Consider the following 17,066-nt stretch of genomic DNA (forward strand, 5'->3'; position numbering starts at 1 on the left):
CGCATGACCCGCAGCGGAGGATACATCCATGGGCCCATCGATCCGTCGTGTCCTGCTGGCGGCTGCCGTGCTGCTGCTGTGCAGCGCCCGGGCCGCCGAGCCCGTCTCCCCGGAATGCATCGCCCCCGCCGCGCCGGGCGGCGGTTTCGACCTGGTCTGCAAGCTGGCGCGCCAGGCACTGCAGGAGGCCGGGCTGACCCACCAGCCGCTGCACCTCTCCTACATGCCGGGCGGCGTCGGCGCGGTGGCCTACAACACCATAGTCGCGCAGCGACCGGCCGAGCCCGGCACCCTGGTCGCCTTCTCCAGCGGCTCGCTGCTGAACCTCGCCTTGGGCAAGTTCGGCCGCTTCGACGAAACCGCCGTGCGCTGGCTGGCGGTGATCGGCACCAGCTACGGCGCCCTGGCGGTGCGCGCCGACTCGCCCTACCAGACGCTCGACGATCTGCTCGCGGCGCTGCGCAAAGACCCGGGTTCGGTGGTGATCGGCACGTCGGGCACCATCGGCAGCCAGGACTGGATGCAGCTCGCCCTGCTCGCCCGGCTGGCCGGCATCGCTCCGCGCGAGCTGCACTACGTCGCCCTGGAGGGCGGCGGGGAAATTTCGACGGCGCTGGTCGGCGGCCACGTCCACGTGGGCAGCACCGACATTTCCGACTCCATGCCGCACCTGAACAGCGGCGCCATCCGCCTGCTCGCGGTGTTCTCCGAACAGCGCCTGGACGAGCCGGCGATGGCCGCCATCCCCACCGCCCGCGAGCAGGGCTACGACGTGGTCTGGCCGGTGCTGCGCGGCTTCTACATGGGGCCGAAGGTGAGCGATGCCGACTACGCCTGGTGGAAGAACGCCTTCGACCACCTGCTCGCCTCCGAGGACTTCGCCGACCTGCGCGACCGTTACGAGCTGTTCCCCTACGCCCTGACCGGCGACGCCCTGGAGGCCCATGTCCGGCAGAGGGTTGCCCTCTACCGGGAAATGGCCCGGGACTTCGACCTGATCCGCTGAGCCGGCCGCCGGCACCCGCCTTCCCGGCCCCGTCCGGGCCCCTCCCGCTCCCCCACCCCGCGACGCGCCGCCGGCCCTGGCGCCGCGCGCCGTCGCCCCCGCACGAGGCCTTGCCGTGACCCTCGGACTCCCCCCGTTCCTCGCGGGCCTGCCTGTCCGCTGCCGACCCTGGATCCTCAGCCCGCTGGCCGGCGCCCTCGGCGGCTGGCTCGCCCAGTTGATGGGCTGGCCCCTGCCCTGGATGATCGGAGCGCTGCTCGGCGTCGCGACACTGCGCTGCCTGGGCTGCCTGACCGTCGCCATGCCCCATGGCGTCAAGGCCGGCCAATGGATCCTCGGCATCGGTATCGGCCTGCACTTCAACCAGGCGGTGCTGGAGCAGATCCTCGCCCACCTCGGCCTGGTGCTGCTCGGCACCCTGCTGACCCTGCTCACCTGCACCCTCGGCATCACCCTGCACCGGCGCTACGGGGAAAGCTTCGCCACCGCCTACTTCGCCAGCATGCCCGGCGGCGCCAACGAGATGGTCAACCTGGGCAGTCGGCACGGCGCCGTCCTGCAGCAGGTGGCCGCCGCCCAGAGCCTGCGGATGACCCTGGTGCTGCTCGGCATCCCTGCCACCTATGCCTGGCTGTTCGCCGGCGGGCAGACGATCACCGTCGCCCACCCCGGCCCCGACGCCGCCTGGCTGGCCCTGCTGTTCGCCCTCGGCTGGCTGGCCGCGCTGGCCTTCCAGCGCTGGCGCTTCCCCAACGCCTGGCAACTGGGCGCCCTGCTGGTCAGCATCCTGTACAGCGTCGCCTTCGACCTGCACCTCGGCCTGCCGGCCGGCGCCGGCGAGTTCGGCCAGTGGCTGGTGGGCAGCACCCTGGGCTGTTATTTCGACCGCTCGTTCTTCCGCCGCGCCCCGGCGTTCATGCTGCGCACCCTGCTGGCGACCCTCGCGGCGATCCTCCTCGCGGTGCCCATCGCCCTGCTGATGAGCTGGGCCTCAGGCCTGGATGCGCGCGCCCTGCTGCTCGGCATGGTGCCCGGCGGCATCGCCGAGATGAGCCTGACCGCCGAGGCGCTGAACCTGCTGGTGCCGCTGGTCACCGCGATGCAGGTGCTGCGCCTGCTGCTGGTGCTGTTTCTGGCGGGGCCGGTGTTCCGCCTCTGTAGCGGGCGGCTGGGGATCGGCAGGGCCGGGGATCTGTCCGTGCGGGATTGAACCGCGCAGCCAACCGGGCTACTCCGGACCCGGCTGGATCGGTCTTGATCACGCTGCCGCTGGTAGAAAGACCTGCAGTCGTTTTTCAACCTACGCGCCGCGCGCAAGCGACGCGCGAGCCGTTGTCCCGGCCGAGCACCTGGCAGATGCGCTCGCCGGCGGCGATCAGCCGGTCGAGGTCGATGCCGGTGTGGATGCCCAGGCCGTCGAGCAGGTAGAGCACGTCCTCGCTGGCCACGTTGCCGCTGGCGCCCCTGGCGTAGGGGCAGCCGCCCAGGCCGGCGACCGAGCTGTCGAACACGGCGATGCCTTCCAGCAGGCTCGCATAGAGGTTCGCCAGCGCCTGGCCGTAGGTGTCGTGAAAATGCCCGGCCAACCTGTCGCGGGGGATGTCGCGGCCCACGACCTCGAACAGGGTGCGGGTCTTGCCGGCGGTGCCGGTGCCGATGGTGTCGCCCAGCGAGACCTCGTAGCAGCCCATGTCGAACAGCTCGCAGGCGACGCGGGCGACCTGCTGCGGCGCCACCTCGCCCTCGTAGGGGCAGCCGAGCACGCAGGACACATAGCCGCGCACGCGGATGCCCTGCGCGCGGGCGGCGTCCATCACCGGCACGAAGCGCGCGAGGCTCTCGGCGATGGAGCAGTTGATGTTCTTCTGCGAGAAGCTCTCGGAGGCGGCGGCGAACACCGCCACTTCCTTCACGCCGGCCTCCAGGGCGGCCTCGAAACCCTTGAGGTTGGGGGTCAGCGCAGCGTAGACGACGCTGGGCTTGCGCCGAATCTGCGCGAACACCTCGGCACTGCCGGCCATCTGCGGCACCCACTTGGGCGAGACGAAGCTGCCGGCTTCGACGTATTCCAGGCCGGCGGCAGTCAGATCGTCGACCAGACGCACCTTGTCGGCCACGCCGATCGGCTGTTTCTCGTTCTGCAGGCCATCGCGCGGGCCGACTTCGACCAGGCGGACGTGGGGGGGCAGTGACATGGCATAACCTCTGCGTAGGGTGGAAAACGGCCGCAGGCTTTTTCCACCGAAATATAAGGAATGATGGAAAACCGCTGCGCCGGTTTTCCACCAGTCGTCCAGCCTCAGTCTGGTAGGGTGGGCAACTCGCGCAGCGATTGCCCACCGTCGAGCCCGTGCGCCGGTGGACAAGGCTGCGCCGTTGTCCACCCTACGCGATGGCCAGCCTCAGGCCTCCTCCAGCTCCACCAGCACCGAGCCCTCGCTGACCAGCTCGCCCTCGCGGCAGTACAGGCCCTTGACCACCCCGGCCTGCGGGGCGCGGATGCTGTGCTCCATCTTCATCGCCTCCAGCACCACCAGCGGGGCCCCCGCCTCGACCTGCTGGCCGGCCTCCACCAGCACGCGGACGATGCTGCCGTTCATCGGCGCGATCAGGCCGCCGTGGGTCTGGTGAGCGGCCGCGGCTTCGGTGAGCGGGTCGACGCGGGTGATAGCATGCAACTCGCCGCTCCATTCCAGGTACAGGCTGTCGCCACGGCGCAGCGCCAGATGCTGCCGGCACACGCCCGCCTGCTCCACCCAAAGCTGCTCGCCATGCAGGCTGGCCTGCGGCGTGCCGTTCGGGCGTAGACGTACCATCCGCTGCGCGTCGGCGCAGCGCAGCAGCAGGTCGATCTCCGCCGGCAGGCCGGCGCGCCAGCCGGAGCGGGCCGCCCACGGCGAGTACGGATCGTCCTCGCGCCGGCGCGGCGCCTCGCTCTGCACGAAGGCGCTGGCGGCCAGCTGCCAGAAGGCTTCCGGCAGTTCCTGCGGCTCCGACAACAGCTCGCCCTGATGACGGGCGATGAAGCCGGTGTCCAGCTCCGCAACGGCGAAGGCCGGATGGGCCAGCACGCGACGCAGGAAGGCAAGATTACTGCGCACACCGCCGACGGCGGTTTCCGCGAGCATGGCCAGGAGGCGCTGACGCGCTTCCTCGCGGTTCTCGCCCCAGGCGATCAGCTTGGCCAGCATAGGATCGTAGAACGGCGACACCGCATCGCCCTCGGCCACCCCGCTGTCGACCCGGCGTCCCGGACCTGCGGCCGGCTCGCGGTACAACGCGAGCCGGCCGCTGGCGGGCAGGAAGTCGTGCTCGGGGTCCTCGGCGTAGAGGCGAACCTCGATGGCGTGGCCGTCGAGCGGGACGTCATCCTGCGTGATCGGCAGCGGCTCGCCGCGGGCCACGCGGATCTGCCAGGCGACCAGGTCGAGGCCGGTGATCGCCTCGGTGACCGGGTGCTCGACCTGCAGGCGGGTATTCATCTCCATGAAGAAGAACTCGCCGCGCGCATCCAGAAGGAACTCCACGGTGCCGGCGCCGACGTAGCCGATGGCCCGGGCCGCGCGCACCGCCGCCTCGCCCATGGCCCGGCGCAGCGCGGGCGACAGGCCCGGCGCCGGCGCCTCCTCGACCACCTTCTGGTGGCGGCGCTGGATCGAGCAGTCGCGCTCGTTGAGATACAGGCAGTTGCCGTGACGGTCGGCGAACACCTGGATCTCCACATGGCGCGGCTTCTCCACGTACTTCTCCACCAGCATGCGCGCATCGCCGAAGGCCGCCTGGGCTTCGCGCCGGGCGGACTCCAGGGCCTCGGCCAGCTCGGCCTCGCGCTCGATCCGCTTCATGCCCTTGCCACCGCCGCCGGCAGCGGGTTTCAGCAATACTGGATAGCTGATCGTCTCGGCGGCGGCGCGGAAGGTTTCGTAATCCTGGGCCTCGCCGTGGTAGCCGGGCACCAGCGGCACGCCGGCCTCCTCCATCAGCGCCTTGGCCGCCGCCTTGCTGCCCATGGCCTCGATGGCCGAGGCCGGCGGGCCGAGGAACAGCAGCCCGGCGGCCTCGCAGGCGCGGGCGAAGTCGGCGTTTTCGGAAAGGAAGCCGTAGCCCGGATGGATGGCCTGGGCACCGGTCTCGCGGGCCGCGGCGATGATCTTGTCCACCTGCAGATAATTCTCCGCCGGCCTGGCACCGCCCAGATCCACCGCCAGGTCGGCCTCGCGCACATGGCGGGCATGGCGGTCGATGGCGCTGTGCACGGCCACGCTGCGAATGCCCAGAACCCTGGCAGTGCGCATCACCCGGCAGGCGATCTCGCCGCGGTTGGCCACAAGCAGGGTGTCGATGTGAGGGCTCATGAATGTTGCTCCTGCCAGGCGGGGGCGCGTTTTTCCAGGAAGGCACGCAGCCCCTCCTGCCCTTCCGCACTGACCCGGATGCGGGCGATGGTGCTTTCGGTGTAGCGGCGCAGGGCCGGGCTGAGCGCGCCGCTGCCGACTTCGCGCAGCAGGTCCTTGGTCGCCTTCATCGCCTGCGGGCCATTCTGCAGCAGGGTGGCGATCCACTGCTCGAGGGCGGTATCCAGCTCGGCGGCCGGGTAGCACTCGGCGAGCAGGCCCAGCTCGCGGGCGCGCGCGCCGTCGAAGCGCTCGGCGCTCAATGCATAGCGGCGTGCGGCGCGCTCGCCGATGGCCTGCACCACGAACGGGCTGATCACCGCCGGGGCGAGGCCGATGCGCACCTCGGACAGGGAGAACTGCGCATCATGGGCACCGATGGCGATGTCGCAGCAGGCGACCAGACCCAGCGCGCCACCGTAGGCGGCGCCCTGCACCACGGCCAGGGTCGGCAGCCTGAGGTGGTAGAGGTTGTACATCAGCTCGGCCAGGGCCTGGGCGTCGGCGAGGTTGGCGTTGTAGTCCAGTTCGGCAGCCTCGCGCATCCAGGCCAGGTCGGCGCCGGCGCTGAAGTGCCTGCCGCGCCCGCGCAGGACGAGGAAGCGCAGCCGGGGGCGATCCTTCACCGCATCGAGGGCGATGATCAGCTCGCCGATCATCGCGGCGTCGAAGGCGTTGTTCTTGTCGGCGCGATCCAGCCACAGGATGGCGAAGCCGCGCGGGTCGAAGTCGAGCTGCACGGTGGTGAAGTCAGTCATGGTTTCTTTCCCTCTCCCCCGGCCCCTCTCCCGCGCGCGGGAGAGGGGAGCCAAGGCTTTACATACGGAACACGCCGAAGGTGGTCGGCTCGATGGGCGCATTGAGTGCAGCAGACAGCGCCAGCGCCAGCACCTCGCGGGTCTGCACGGGATCGATCACCCCGTCGTCCCACAGCCGGGCGCTGGAATAGAAGGCATGGGCCTGGCGCTCGTACTGCTCGACGATCGGCTGCTTGATCGCTTCCTCCTCCTCGGCAGAGAAGCTCTGCCCGGCGCGCTCGGCCTGCTCGCGCTTGACCTGCACCAGCACGCCGGCCGCCTGCTGGGCGCCCATCACGCCGATCCGCGCATTCGGCCACATCCACAGGAAGCGCGGATCGTAGGCGCGGCCGCACATGCCGTAATTGCCGGCGCCGAAGCTGCCACCGATGATCACGGTGAACTTCGGCACCTGGGCGCAGGCCACCGCGGTGACCAGCTTGGCGCCGTGCTTGGCGATGCCGCCGGCCTCGTACTTCTGGCCGACCATGAAGCCGGTGATGTTCTGCAGAAACAGCAGCGGAATACCGCGCTGGCAGGCCAGTTCGATGAAGTGCGCACCCTTCTGCGCGGCCTCGGAGAACAGGATGCCGTTGTTGGCGAGGATCGCCAGCGGATAGCCGTGCAGGTGGGCGAAGCCGCAGACCAGGGTGGTGCCGAACAGCGCCTTGAACTCGTCGAACGCGCTGCCGTCGACCAGGCGGGCGATCACCTCGCGCACATCGAACGGCTGCTTGGCATCGGCCGGGATCACCCCATACAGCTCCTCGGCGGAATAGCGCGGCGGCAGCGGCGCGCGGCTCTTCAGGCAGCCCTGCTTGCGCCAGTTGAGATTGGCCACGCAGCGCCGGGCGATGGCTAACGCATGTTCGTCGCTCTCGGCATAGTGGTCGGCCACCCCGGAGGTCCGGCAGTGCACGTCGGCCCCGCCAAGCTCCTCGGCGCTGACCACCGCGCCGGTGGCGGCCTTCACCAGTGGCGGGCCGGCGAGGAAAATGGTCGCCTGGTTGCGCACCATGATGGTCTCATCGGCCATCGTCGGCACGTAGGCCCCGCCGGCGGTGCAGGAACCCATCACCACGGCGATCTGCGGAATGCCCAGCGCGCTCATGTTCGCCTGGTTGAAGAAGATCCGCCCGAAGTGCTCGCGGTCGGGAAACACCTCGTCCTGGCGCGGCAGGTTGGCGCCGCCGGAGTCGACCAGATAGAGGCACGGCAGGCGGTTCTCGCGGGCGATGGTCTGGGCGCGCAGATGCTTCTTCACCGTCAGCGGGTAATAGGTGCCGCCCTTCACCGTGGCGTCGTTGGCGATGACCATGCACTCGACGCCCTCGATGCGGCCAATGCCGGCGATCACCCCGGCGGCCGGCACCTCCTCGTCGTAGACGTCGAAGGCCGCCAATTGGCCGATTTCGAGGAACGGCGAGCCGGGATCGAGCAGGCGGTCGATGCGCTCGCGCGGCAGCAGCTTGCCGCGCGCGGTGTGGCGCGCCTGGGCCTTGGCGCCGCCGCCTTCGCGAATGCGCCCGAGCAGGGTGCGCAGGTGGTCGACCTGTTCGCGCATGGCCGCGCTGCTGACGGCGAACTCCGGCGAACGGGTGTCGAGCTGGGTTTGCAGGATGGCCATGGGGCTAGCTCCACTGATCTGATCGCTCCCACGCTCCTGCGTGGGAGTGGCGCTTGGGGACGCTGAGCGTCCGTCCGGGGGTGCCCACGCAGGAGCGTGGGCACCATCAAGTGGGTCGATGGGTTTCAGCGCGTTTCGTCGAACAGCTCGCGGCCGATCAGCATGCGGCGGATCTCGCTGGTGCCGGCGCCGATCTCGTAGAGTTTGGCGTCGCGCCACAGCCGGCCGGTCGGGTAGTCGTTGACGTAGCCGTTGCCGCCGAGGATCTGGATCGCCTCGCCGGCCAGCCAGGTGGCCTTCTCGGCGCAGTAGAGGATCACCCCGGCGCAGTCCTTGCGCACCTGGCGCACGTGCCCGGAGCCCAGCGCGTCGAGCTGCCTGCCGACCGCATAGAGATAGGCGCGGCAGGCCTGCAGCGTGGTGTACATGTCGGCGACCTTGGCCTGGATCAGCTGGAACTCGCCGATGGCCTGGCCGAACTGCCTGCGGTCGTGGATGTAGGGCACCACCACGTCCATCGCCGCCTGCATCAGGCCCAGCGGCCCGCCGGCGAGCACGGCGCGCTCGTAGTCCAGGCCGCTCATCAGCACCCGGACACCCTCGCCCACTTGGCCGAGCACGTTTTCCGCGGGGATCTCCACGTCCTGAAACACCAGTTCGCCGGTGTGCGAGCCGCGCATGCCGAGCTTGTCGAGCTTCTGCGCCACCGAGAAGCCGGGGCTGTCCGTCTCCAGGATGAAGGCAGTGATGCCCCGCGCGCCGGCAGCCGGGTCGGTCTTGGCGTAGACCACCAGCACATCGCAGTCCGGGCCGTTGGTGATCCACATCTTGGTGCCGTTAAGCACATAGCGGTCGCCCTTCCTGTCGGCGCGCAGCTGCATGGAAACCACGTCGGAGCCGGCGTTGGACTCGCTCATCGCCAGGGCGCCGATGTGCTCGCCGGAGATCAGCTTGGGCAGGAAGCGCTCCTTCTGCGCCGCCGTGCCGTTGCGGTGGATCTGGTTGACGCACAGGTTGGAGTGCGCGCCGTAGGACAGGGCGATCGCCCCGGAGGCGCGGGAGAGTTCCTCCATGGCGATCATGTGCGCCAGATAGCCCATGCCGGCGCCGCCGTACTCCTCGCTGACGGTCAGGCCGAGCAGACCCAGGTCGCCGAACTTGCGCCACAGGTCCACGGGGAACTGGTCGGTGCGGTCGGCTTCGGCGGCGCGCGGGGCGATCTCCCGGGCGGCGAAGCCCGCCACCGAATCGCGCAGCATGTCGATTTCCTCGCCGAGGAAGAAATTCAGTCCGGGCAGGTTGCTCATGGTCCAGTCTCCTGTCTTGTACTTGTTCGCGTGCCTGGGTTCAGCTTTCCTGGGGCCGGCCGCGGGCGGTGGCGAGCGCGCTCCGGCAGCGCTCCTCGGCGGTATCCAGTTCGAGCTGCAGCTGCTGGATGTCCAGCAGCTGCAGCTCGAGCTGGCGGCGGCGTTCGGCGATCTTCTCCAGGAAGCGCTCCAGCTGCCTGAGGTTGCCACCGCGCGGGTCGTACATGCCGATCAGCTCCTTGCATTCGGCCAGCGAGAAGCCGATGCGCTTGCCGCGCAGGATCAGCTTGAGGGTGACCCGGTCGCGCGCCGTGTAGATGCGCTCCTGACCGCGCCGCTCGGGGGCGAGCATGCCCTGCTCCTCGTAGAAGCGGATGGTGCGGGTAGTGACGTCCAGCTCGCGGGCCAGCTCGGAAATGCTGTAAACCTTGGACATGGTCGATTCGGGGCTATTACCTTTACGTCAACGTAAGTACACGAAAAATGGCCTGTCAAATGCTGCGGCGGCCGATCGGTGCCGCGTCCCCCAGCGCCGGAACCGCCGGCCGGCGGTTCCGGCACCCTGCCCTTCACAACAGCGGAAGGCTATAGGTGACGATCAGGCGGTTGTCGTCGCGGTCGGCGGTATCGTTGCCGCGCAACGCGGCGTTGCGCCAAGTGAAGCCAAGGCCCTTGAAGGTACCGTCCTGCACCACGTAATCGACGCGGAAGTTGCGCTCCCACTCCCTCCTGTCGCTGCCGTCGGCATCGATGTCGTCGCCGCTGAAGTAGATCAGGCTGGTCTTCAGCCCGGCGATGCCGATCGTGCCGAAGTCATAGGAATAGCCGGCCACCCAGGTGTTCTCGCCGGCGCTGACGAACTTGCCGATCTGGGCGTTGGTGATCAGGTACAGGGTGCGGCCGCTGCCCTTGTAGAGGTGCGGGAAGTCGCTGTTGCCGCTGATCTTCTGGTAGCCGGCCTTCAATTCGTGGCCACCCAGGGTATAGGTGAACTGGGCGCTCCACAGGTGGTTGTCGACCTCGCCGCGGCTCGACGAGCCGGGACTCCAGTAGCCGCTGCTGACGTAGCCTTCGGCGCGCCCGGAGGCGCCCTCGTTCTTGCCGTCGGAGTCGCTGTTGAAATAGCGCAGGTCGGTCTTCAGCGAGCCCACCGGCAGCTGCCAGTCGTGGATCAGACCGAGGAAGTGCTGCTCGTAGAAGTCGTCCAGGCTGCCGTAGTAGTACTGCAGCAGCAGGTCCTTGGTGAGCTTGTAGTCGGCGCCGCCGTAGTAGAACTCGTTGCTGAACTGGGCATTGGGGCCACTGTTGGCGCCGGAGATGGAGAGAGGGAAGCTGTCGCTGGAGTTACGCTCGGTGGAGTGCTCGATCTTGCCGGCGATCAGGGTCAGGTCCTTGATCTCGTTGGAGGTGATCTGTCCGCCCTGGAAGAGCTGCGGCAGCAGACGGCCGTCGTTGGCGATCAGAACCGGCATCCTGGGCCGCAGGGTGCCCAGCTCGGCCACGGTCTTGGAGAAACGCATCTTGCCGGTCACGCCGACCCGGCCGAAGTCGGTCTTGGCCTTGCCGTTGCTTTCCAGGGGGAAGACCGAGCCCGGAGTACGCTCGATACCCGGCTTGCCCTCGCGCCCGCCGCCGTCCAGGCGGATGCCGTGCATCGCCAGCACATCCAGGCCGAAGCCGACCTTCCCTTCGGTGAAGCCGGACTTGTAGTCGAGGAAGAAGGCCTGGCCCCACTCCTCCGACCGGGGACGGTCCTCATTGCGAACGTCCTGGTTGATGTAGAAGTTCTTGAAGCTGAGCGTAGCCTTGCTGTCCTCGATGAAGTCTGCATGGCAAACGGAAGGAATGGCCAATGCCACCCCTAGCGTGGACAGGGCGGCGTTCCGCGTGACTGGAGTCTTGTACATCGTTGCTCCCTCCTGGATGGATGATGCACTGTGATTCTCGCCGCCATGGGGGAACCGCTACCGCTGCGCAGGATTTCCCGGTCGCGGTTTGCCGGATCGGCCCATGGGACCTGCCGACAGGTGCCTTGCGCCAGAGCCTGGCGGTCGGGCCTTTCAGCGGGCTCTCTCAGTCTGGCACCTGTTGGCCAGAGCGCAGCGAGATCTGTCCGGCTCGCTGGGATCGACCTGCAGTAGCGCCCCGGTTCGGGCGGTGACGGGACGGCGCAGCGCATGCCGCCGCACGGCAAGGGTTTCGCAACCGTCGAGAGAGCTGAGCGGGGAATGACACGGCTTCGGGCCGCCTGGGCAGCGTGGCGTGCCGGGGCTGGCGCGGTGGCAGGAGGTTTTCGACCTGATTGCGCAGGCCATCCGAGGTATGCCGAGGGTGTGTTTATTCACGAGGCCCGGCGGAAGGCGCCTGGAGGGCTTGAAACCGCTTCCCTGCAGTTCCAGCCCTGCGACTGTCAGAGCAGCGGAATGCTGTAGCTGACGATCAGGCGGTTTTCATCCAGGTCCCGGGCATCGTTGCCGCGCCACATGGCGTTGAGCCAGGAGAGACCGACGCCCTTGAACAGGCCGTTCTGCACCGTGTAGTCCACGCGGAAGTCACGCTCCCACTCCCTCCTGTCGCTGCCGGCGGCATCGATGTCGTCACCGCTGAAGTAAATCAGCTTGGTCTTCAGCCCCGGCACGCCGATCGCGGCGAAGTCATAGGTGTGGCCGACCACCCAGGTGTTCTCGCCGGCGCTGGCGAACTTGCCCATCTGGCCGTTGGTGATCAGGTGCAGGGTACGCCCGCTGCCCAGGTTGATGTGCGGGAAGTCGCTGTTGCCGGTGACCTTCTGGTAGCCGGCGCTCAGCGCGTGGCCGCCCAGGCTGTAGGTGAACAGGGCGCTCCACAGGTTGTTGTCGACCTCGCCACTGCTGCCGGAGGCGCCGGCGCTCCTGTAGCCCTCGGCACGTCCGGAGGCGCTCTCGTTCTTGCCGTCGGAGTCGCTGTAGAAGTAGCGCAGGTCGGACTTCAGCGAGCCCACCGGCAGCGCCCAGTTGTGGGTCAGGCCGAAGAAGTGCTGCTTGTAGAAGTCGCGCAGGTTGCCGTAGTAGTACTGCAGCGTCAGGTCCTTGGTGGCCTTGTAGTCGGCGCCGCCGTAATAGAACTCGTTGCTGAACTGGCCGGTCTTGCGGTTGTTCGCGCCAGCGATGGACAGGCCGTGGCTATCGCTGGAGTTACGCTCCGTGGAATGCTCGATCTTGCCTGCGACCAGGGTCAGGTCCTTGATCTCGTTGGAGGTGATCTGTGCGCCGTGGAACATCTGCGGCAGCAGGCGCCCGTCGTTGTAGGTGATGACCGGCAGCTTGGGCATCAGGGTGCCCAGGCGGGCCTCGGTCTTGGAGAAGCGTATCTTGCCGGTCACGCCGACCCGGCCGAAATCGGTCTTGCCCTTGCCGTTGCTTTCCAGGGGGAAGAGCGCCCCCGGCGTGCGATCGCTGTCCGCCTTGCCGGAGCGGCCGCCGCCGTCGAGGCGGATGGCGTGCATGGCCAGCACGTCGAGACCGAAGCCGACCTGGCCTTCGGTGAAGCCGGACTTGTAGTCGAGGAAGAAGGCCTGGCCCCACTCGTCGGAGCGGGGCGTGCCGGCGCCCTCCTCGTTGCGGCTGTCCTGGTTGAAGTAGAAGTTCTTCAGGCTGAAGGTGGCCTTGCTGTCCTCGATGAAGTCTGCATGGCAAACGGAAGGAATGGCCAATGCTCCCAGCGTGGACAGGGCCACGCTCCGGATACTTGGAGTCTTGTGCATGTTGGTTTTATCTCCTGGATGGATGATGCGCGGTGGTTCTTGTTGTCATGGGGAAACCGCTACCGCGCGGGGTTTCCCGGTCGCTTCCTGGCGGATCGAGCCATGGGGTCCTGCCGACAAGTGGCTTGCGCCGGAGTCTGGCGGTCGAGCCTTTCAGCGGGATTTCTGGTCTGGCAACGGCCGCTAGAGGCCAGACTGGGGGGATCGAACAGCCCGAGTCGGGTGGAACGCTCGGGAGGGAAATGACGAAGCGTCGAGGCCGTCTGAATGAGGGCGGCAAGACCGATGCAGGGGGTGCAGATGGGAGACTTTGGCGGTCAACCTGAACATGAACGATTCCTTATTGTTTTGTCGTTCGTTGTGATGATCGAGCCGCCTGGCGGCGGCTTCGGCGAGGCAGTTGCCACGGGCCGACGGCCTTCGGCAACCTGCGTGCTCGCTGAACGACTCCACAGCAACCCGCATGCCGTAACGGCTGCACTGGCCACTTGCTCAACCTGGATGGCCGACGGAAAGCCGCGGTGCAGAGCGCCTCACCGAGTTGTCGCGGCGTACCGGCAGCGTGACATCAAAAGGATGCGACCCAGGCAAGCGGCCGGAAATTGGCGAAATTCCGCCACAAGCGCTCGGCCAGATGGCGGCTTTTCGCCTACGTGGTGCTGAGGGAATGCCTCAGAGGTTGTGAAAAATTCAAGCGGCTGCTGCCCCCCCTTCAAAACAGCCGCTAAAACGTTGCGCTACGTGAAAAGTAAGACCATTTGGCTCATAAACTCTCCCGCTTTTCACATGGCACGCCTTTTTAATAGGTCGTCGGTGACCTTGTAGTCGGCGCCGCCGTAGTAGAACTCGTTGCTGGCGCCGGCGATCGACAGGCTGTCGGTGTTGCTGGAGTTGCGCTCGGTGGAGTGCTCGATCTTGCCGGCGATCAGGGTCAGGTTCTTGATCTCGTTGGAGGTGATCTGGGCGCCGTGGAACATCTGCGGCAGCAGGCGCCCATCGGTGTAGCTCAGCACCGGCAGCTTGGGCATCAGGGTGCCGAGGTGCGCCTCGGTCTTGGAGAAGCGCACCTTGGCGGTCACCCCGGAGCCGGCTGAAGTCGCGGGTCGACTTGCCGTTGCTCTCCAGCGGGAAGACCGAACCGGGGCTGCGGTCGATGTCCGACTTGCCCTCGCGCCCGCCGGCATCCAGGCGGATGGCGTACTGGCCCGTCAGGTCGAGGCCGAAGCCGATCGGCCCCTCGGTGAAGCCGGACTTGTAGTCGAGGATGAAGCCCTGGCCCCACTCCTCCACCTTGGGGCCGTCCTGGTTGCGGGTGCCCTGGTTGATGTAGAAGCTGCGCAGCTTGAGCGTGGCCTTGCTGTCCTCGAGAAAGGCCGCCTCGGCCGAGGGCATGGCCAGGGCCGCCCCCAGCGAGGACAGGGTCACGCTCAGGGTGAGTGGAGTCTTGTGCATCTTGTATCTCTTGGATGGATGACGGGCTGCGCGGCCTGGACGGCGGCGTCCGACATGGCGCGGGCCATGACCAGGGCGCACCGGTCCGGCGGGGCACAGCTCGCAAAAGGAATCGGCAGCAGGTTGAAAGGCGGCAGTCGGGACGACTAGGAACCGTCGACGGGGAAACCTCGTGGCGAGGACGGGCGGTTCGGAGCAGCGGATACGTAAACGACGGGCGTAATGCACGGCATACAGTGGCTTCCTTTGTTGTTGTAGAGAAATCGCTACCACTGCGTAGGATTTCCTGGGGGAGGCATGCCGGATCGGCTCGGATGGCCTGCTAGGATGTGCCTTTCGGCACATCCTAGCCACGCAAGCTTTCATACCCCCTTGAGGACTTGAGGTCCGCCAGCACTTTTAGAGATAGCCCATGACAATCCCGCCTGAAGAAGATCTGATCCTCGATGTCTGGCAGGAAAACGCCGAAGCCTGGGCCGAGGCCGTTCGCGCCGGCAGGATCGCCAGCCGGATCAAAGTCACCAACGCGGCCATCCTCTCGGCGGTGCGCCGGCGCGCGCCGGCGACCTTGCTCGACATCGGTTGCGGCGAGGGCTGGCTGGCCCGGGCCCTGGCCGCCGACGGCATCGAGGTGCACGGGATCGACGCGGTGCCGGCACTGCTCGACAAGGCCCGGGCGTCCGCTCCCGGGGCCTACGAGGAACTGAGCTACCAGGCGCTGGCCGCCGGCGCGCCGCTCGCTCCGGTGGATGTCGTGGTATGCAACTTTTCCCTGCTTGCCGACCAGTCGACCCGCGGGGTGCTCATGCGCGTCCCGCAGCTCCTGCGCCCTGGCGGCGCCCTGCTGATCCAGACGCTGCATCCGCTCGGCGCGGCGCAGCAGGGCTATGCCGAAGGCTGGCGCGCCGGCTCCTGGGCCGGCTGCTCCGGCGCCTTCGGCCGCGCCGCGCCCTGGTACTTCCGTCCCCTGGGCGCCTGGATCGCCCTGCTGAGCGAGGCCGGCCTGCAGCTCGAGGCGCTTCTCGAGCCGCTCGATCCCGACTCGGGAGTGCCCTGTTCGGTGCTCTTCGAGGCCGTCGTCCGGCGCCGCGAAGCGGAGCTGCCACCCAGCGCTTCCCGCCCCAAAGCCTGACGCTCACGCCACGATCAGCACACCCTGCCGACGAAAGCTCGCTGAAAAGTTTGGCTACGTAGCAGCCCCTCCAGAGCCGGCATCCGACCGGCATATCGCCTTCGACGGCAAGATCCTGCGCGGCTCGCACCGGAACGGCAGCGCCGTACACCTGATGAGCACCTTCGCGACCCAGGCCAGATTGGTGCTGGCCCAGCACGAGGTGCCCGGCAAGGCCAACGAAATCACCGCCCTGCCGGAGCTGATGAAGCAGCTGGATCTGTGCGGCCAAGGCCGACTACGTACTGAGTCTGTCGGGCGGCCCTGAACCTGATATGACAGAGCGACCGCAGCAAGCTGAGCGTCGGCAGGCTGCGCATGCGGGCCTGCACCAATGCGCAGTACCGAACACAGTTGCTGTTTGGGGCAGAAGGTTCATAGCGAGATTGCCCTGCCCGCACCCGCCGACTAGAGTGATGGAAAACAGGCAGCGAGCGACTCCGGCCGAGACGGCTATGCGCAGCGCAAGGAGCATCGCAGCCGCTCCACTTCATTGGAATTGGTCCTAGCGCCATCCCCAAAGGGACGAAGCGACGGGGGCGCGTCCCTTCCGGCGCGGGGCTTTGGCGGCTCGGGCAACGTGAGGATACAGGATGTCAGTCACTCGCTGCGCGGTCGTGGGGGTGGGCCATATCGGCAGGTTTCACGCCCAGAAGTACGCCGCGGCCACCAACGCCGCGCTCGTCGCGGTGGCCGACCGGGACCGCGACAGGGCGGCGCACGTGGCGGCCGAATGCGGTTGCGAGGCGGTGACGGACTACAAGGTGCTGCTCGGGCGGGTCGAGGCAGTTAGCATCGCCGTGCCTACGGCGCAGCATTTCGAAGTGGCCCGGGCGTTTCTGGAACATGACACGCACGTGCTGCTGGAGAAGCCCATCGCCAGCAACCTCGAAGAGGCCGCCGAGCTCAACCGGGTCGCCCGCAGGCGAGACGTGGTGTTTCAAGTGGGACACCTGGAGCGCTTCAATGCGGCACTCGCGGAACTGGCCGACCGGAAGATGGAGCCGCTCTTCATCGAGGCCCACCGCCTGTCACCGTACAAGTCCCGAGCCACCGACGTGGACGTCGTGCTGGACCTCATGATCCACGACCTCGACATTATCCTGAACGTGGTGCGTTCACCGCTGCGCACGGTCCAGGCGAGCGGTGCCAAGGTGCTCTCGCAATCGATCGACATCGCCAACGCCCGCCTCGAATTCTGCAGCGGCTGCGTCGCGAACATCACCTCCAGCCGGGTGAGCACGAAGACCGAGCGCAAGATGCGCCTCTTCCTGCGCAATGCCTACCTCTCCATCGACTTCCAGCACCGGCGCCTGGCCGAATGCCGTCTGCACGGCCACGCGGCGAGCGGGGGCGAGCGAATCGTCTGCGAGGAGCGCTCATTCGACGAGCACGACGCGCTACGCTCCCAGATCGCGGCATTCCTGCGTTCCGTGCAGCATGGCACGCCGGTCGCCGTTTCCGGCGAAGAGGGGCAGCAGGCGCTCGCAACGGCGATCCGCATCGCCCGGCTGATAGAGGACAACACGCAGCAGCTCGGCAACCCCACTTGAATGGCCATGCGGACATC

At 67.7% G+C, this 17,066-nt stretch carries 13 protein-coding genes and 1 pseudogene; 5 read left to right on the forward strand and 9 right to left on the reverse strand.

Annotated features, from left to right (window positions below):
- Positions 1 to 28 precede the first annotated feature (28 nt).
- Both ACYVD0_RS07335 and ACYVD0_RS07340 read left to right on the forward strand, forming a co-directional pair.
- The gene (locus ACYVD0_RS07335; protein ID WP_460426207.1) at positions 29 to 1,006 is read left to right on the forward strand and encodes a tripartite tricarboxylate transporter substrate binding protein; all 978 of its coding nucleotides are present in this window, start codon (positions 29 to 31) and stop codon (positions 1,004 to 1,006) included.
- A gap of 115 nt (positions 1,007 to 1,121) precedes the next feature.
- Entirely contained in the window at positions 1,122 to 2,216 is a 1,095-nt protein-coding gene (locus ACYVD0_RS07340; protein WP_460426208.1) for an AbrB family transcriptional regulator, read from the forward strand.
- 85 nt (positions 2,217 to 2,301) lie between these two features.
- Here ACYVD0_RS07340 and ACYVD0_RS07345 read toward each other — a convergent pair whose 3' ends face one another.
- From ACYVD0_RS07345 to ACYVD0_RS07385, 9 genes and pseudogenes are all read right to left on the reverse strand, one after another.
- Positions 2,302 to 3,201 (reverse strand): hydroxymethylglutaryl-CoA lyase, encoded by a 900-nt coding sequence (locus tag ACYVD0_RS07345; RefSeq protein ID WP_460426209.1) that lies wholly within the window; start codon positions 3,199 to 3,201, stop codon positions 2,302 to 2,304.
- Between the two features lie 207 nt (positions 3,202 to 3,408).
- The gene (locus tag ACYVD0_RS07350) at positions 3,409 to 5,361 is read right to left on the reverse strand and encodes an acetyl/propionyl/methylcrotonyl-CoA carboxylase subunit alpha (protein WP_460426210.1); all 1,953 of its coding nucleotides are present in this window, start codon (positions 5,359 to 5,361) and stop codon (positions 3,409 to 3,411) included.
- A complete protein-coding gene (locus tag ACYVD0_RS07355; RefSeq protein ID WP_460426211.1) occupies positions 5,358 to 6,158 on the reverse strand; it encodes a gamma-carboxygeranoyl-CoA hydratase in 801 nt (266 codons plus the stop codon). The genes ACYVD0_RS07350 and ACYVD0_RS07355 overlap by 4 nt, the downstream gene beginning before the upstream one ends.
- Before the next feature lie 58 nt (positions 6,159 to 6,216).
- Positions 6,217 to 7,824, reverse strand: coding sequence for a carboxyl transferase domain-containing protein (locus ACYVD0_RS07360; protein WP_460426212.1), 1,608 nt, complete (start codon positions 7,822 to 7,824; stop codon positions 6,217 to 6,219).
- Positions 7,825 to 7,949: 125 nt separating this feature from the next.
- Complete coding sequence (locus ACYVD0_RS07365; RefSeq protein ID WP_460426213.1) at positions 7,950 to 9,131, reverse strand: isovaleryl-CoA dehydrogenase; 1,182 nt, start codon at positions 9,129 to 9,131, stop codon at positions 7,950 to 7,952.
- A gap of 40 nt (positions 9,132 to 9,171) precedes the next feature.
- The gene (locus tag ACYVD0_RS07370; RefSeq protein WP_460426214.1) at positions 9,172 to 9,567 is read right to left on the reverse strand and encodes a MerR family transcriptional regulator; all 396 of its coding nucleotides are present in this window, start codon (positions 9,565 to 9,567) and stop codon (positions 9,172 to 9,174) included.
- 133 nt (positions 9,568 to 9,700) lie between these two features.
- Positions 9,701 to 11,038, reverse strand: a complete 1,338-nt coding sequence (locus ACYVD0_RS07375; protein ID WP_460426215.1) for an OprD family porin — start codon at positions 11,036 to 11,038, stop codon at positions 9,701 to 9,703.
- A 503-nt stretch (positions 11,039 to 11,541) separates the two neighbouring features.
- Complete coding sequence (locus tag ACYVD0_RS07380; RefSeq protein WP_460426216.1) at positions 11,542 to 12,873, reverse strand: OprD family porin; 1,332 nt, start codon at positions 12,871 to 12,873, stop codon at positions 11,542 to 11,544.
- Positions 12,874 to 13,673: 800 nt separating this feature from the next.
- Positions 13,674 to 14,325 (reverse strand): annotated as a pseudogene (locus tag ACYVD0_RS07385) (OprD family outer membrane porin); the annotation flags it as partial.
- 412 nt (positions 14,326 to 14,737) lie between these two features.
- Between ACYVD0_RS07385 and ACYVD0_RS07390 the strand changes: the two are divergent.
- From ACYVD0_RS07390 to ACYVD0_RS07400, 3 genes are all read left to right on the forward strand, one after another.
- Positions 14,738 to 15,457: a class I SAM-dependent methyltransferase gene (locus tag ACYVD0_RS07390; protein WP_460426217.1), complete on the forward strand. Its 720-nt coding sequence runs from the start codon at positions 14,738 to 14,740 to the stop codon at positions 15,455 to 15,457.
- Between the two features lie 154 nt (positions 15,458 to 15,611).
- Positions 15,612 to 15,764, forward strand: coding sequence for a hypothetical protein (locus ACYVD0_RS07395; protein ID WP_460426218.1), 153 nt, complete (start codon positions 15,612 to 15,614; stop codon positions 15,762 to 15,764).
- 325 nt (positions 15,765 to 16,089) lie between these two features.
- The gene (locus ACYVD0_RS07400; RefSeq protein WP_460426219.1) at positions 16,090 to 17,049 is read left to right on the forward strand and encodes a Gfo/Idh/MocA family protein; all 960 of its coding nucleotides are present in this window, start codon (positions 16,090 to 16,092) and stop codon (positions 17,047 to 17,049) included.
- Positions 17,050 to 17,066: the final 17 nt, after the last annotated feature.

The organism is Azotobacter armeniacus (genome assembly GCF_054779355.1).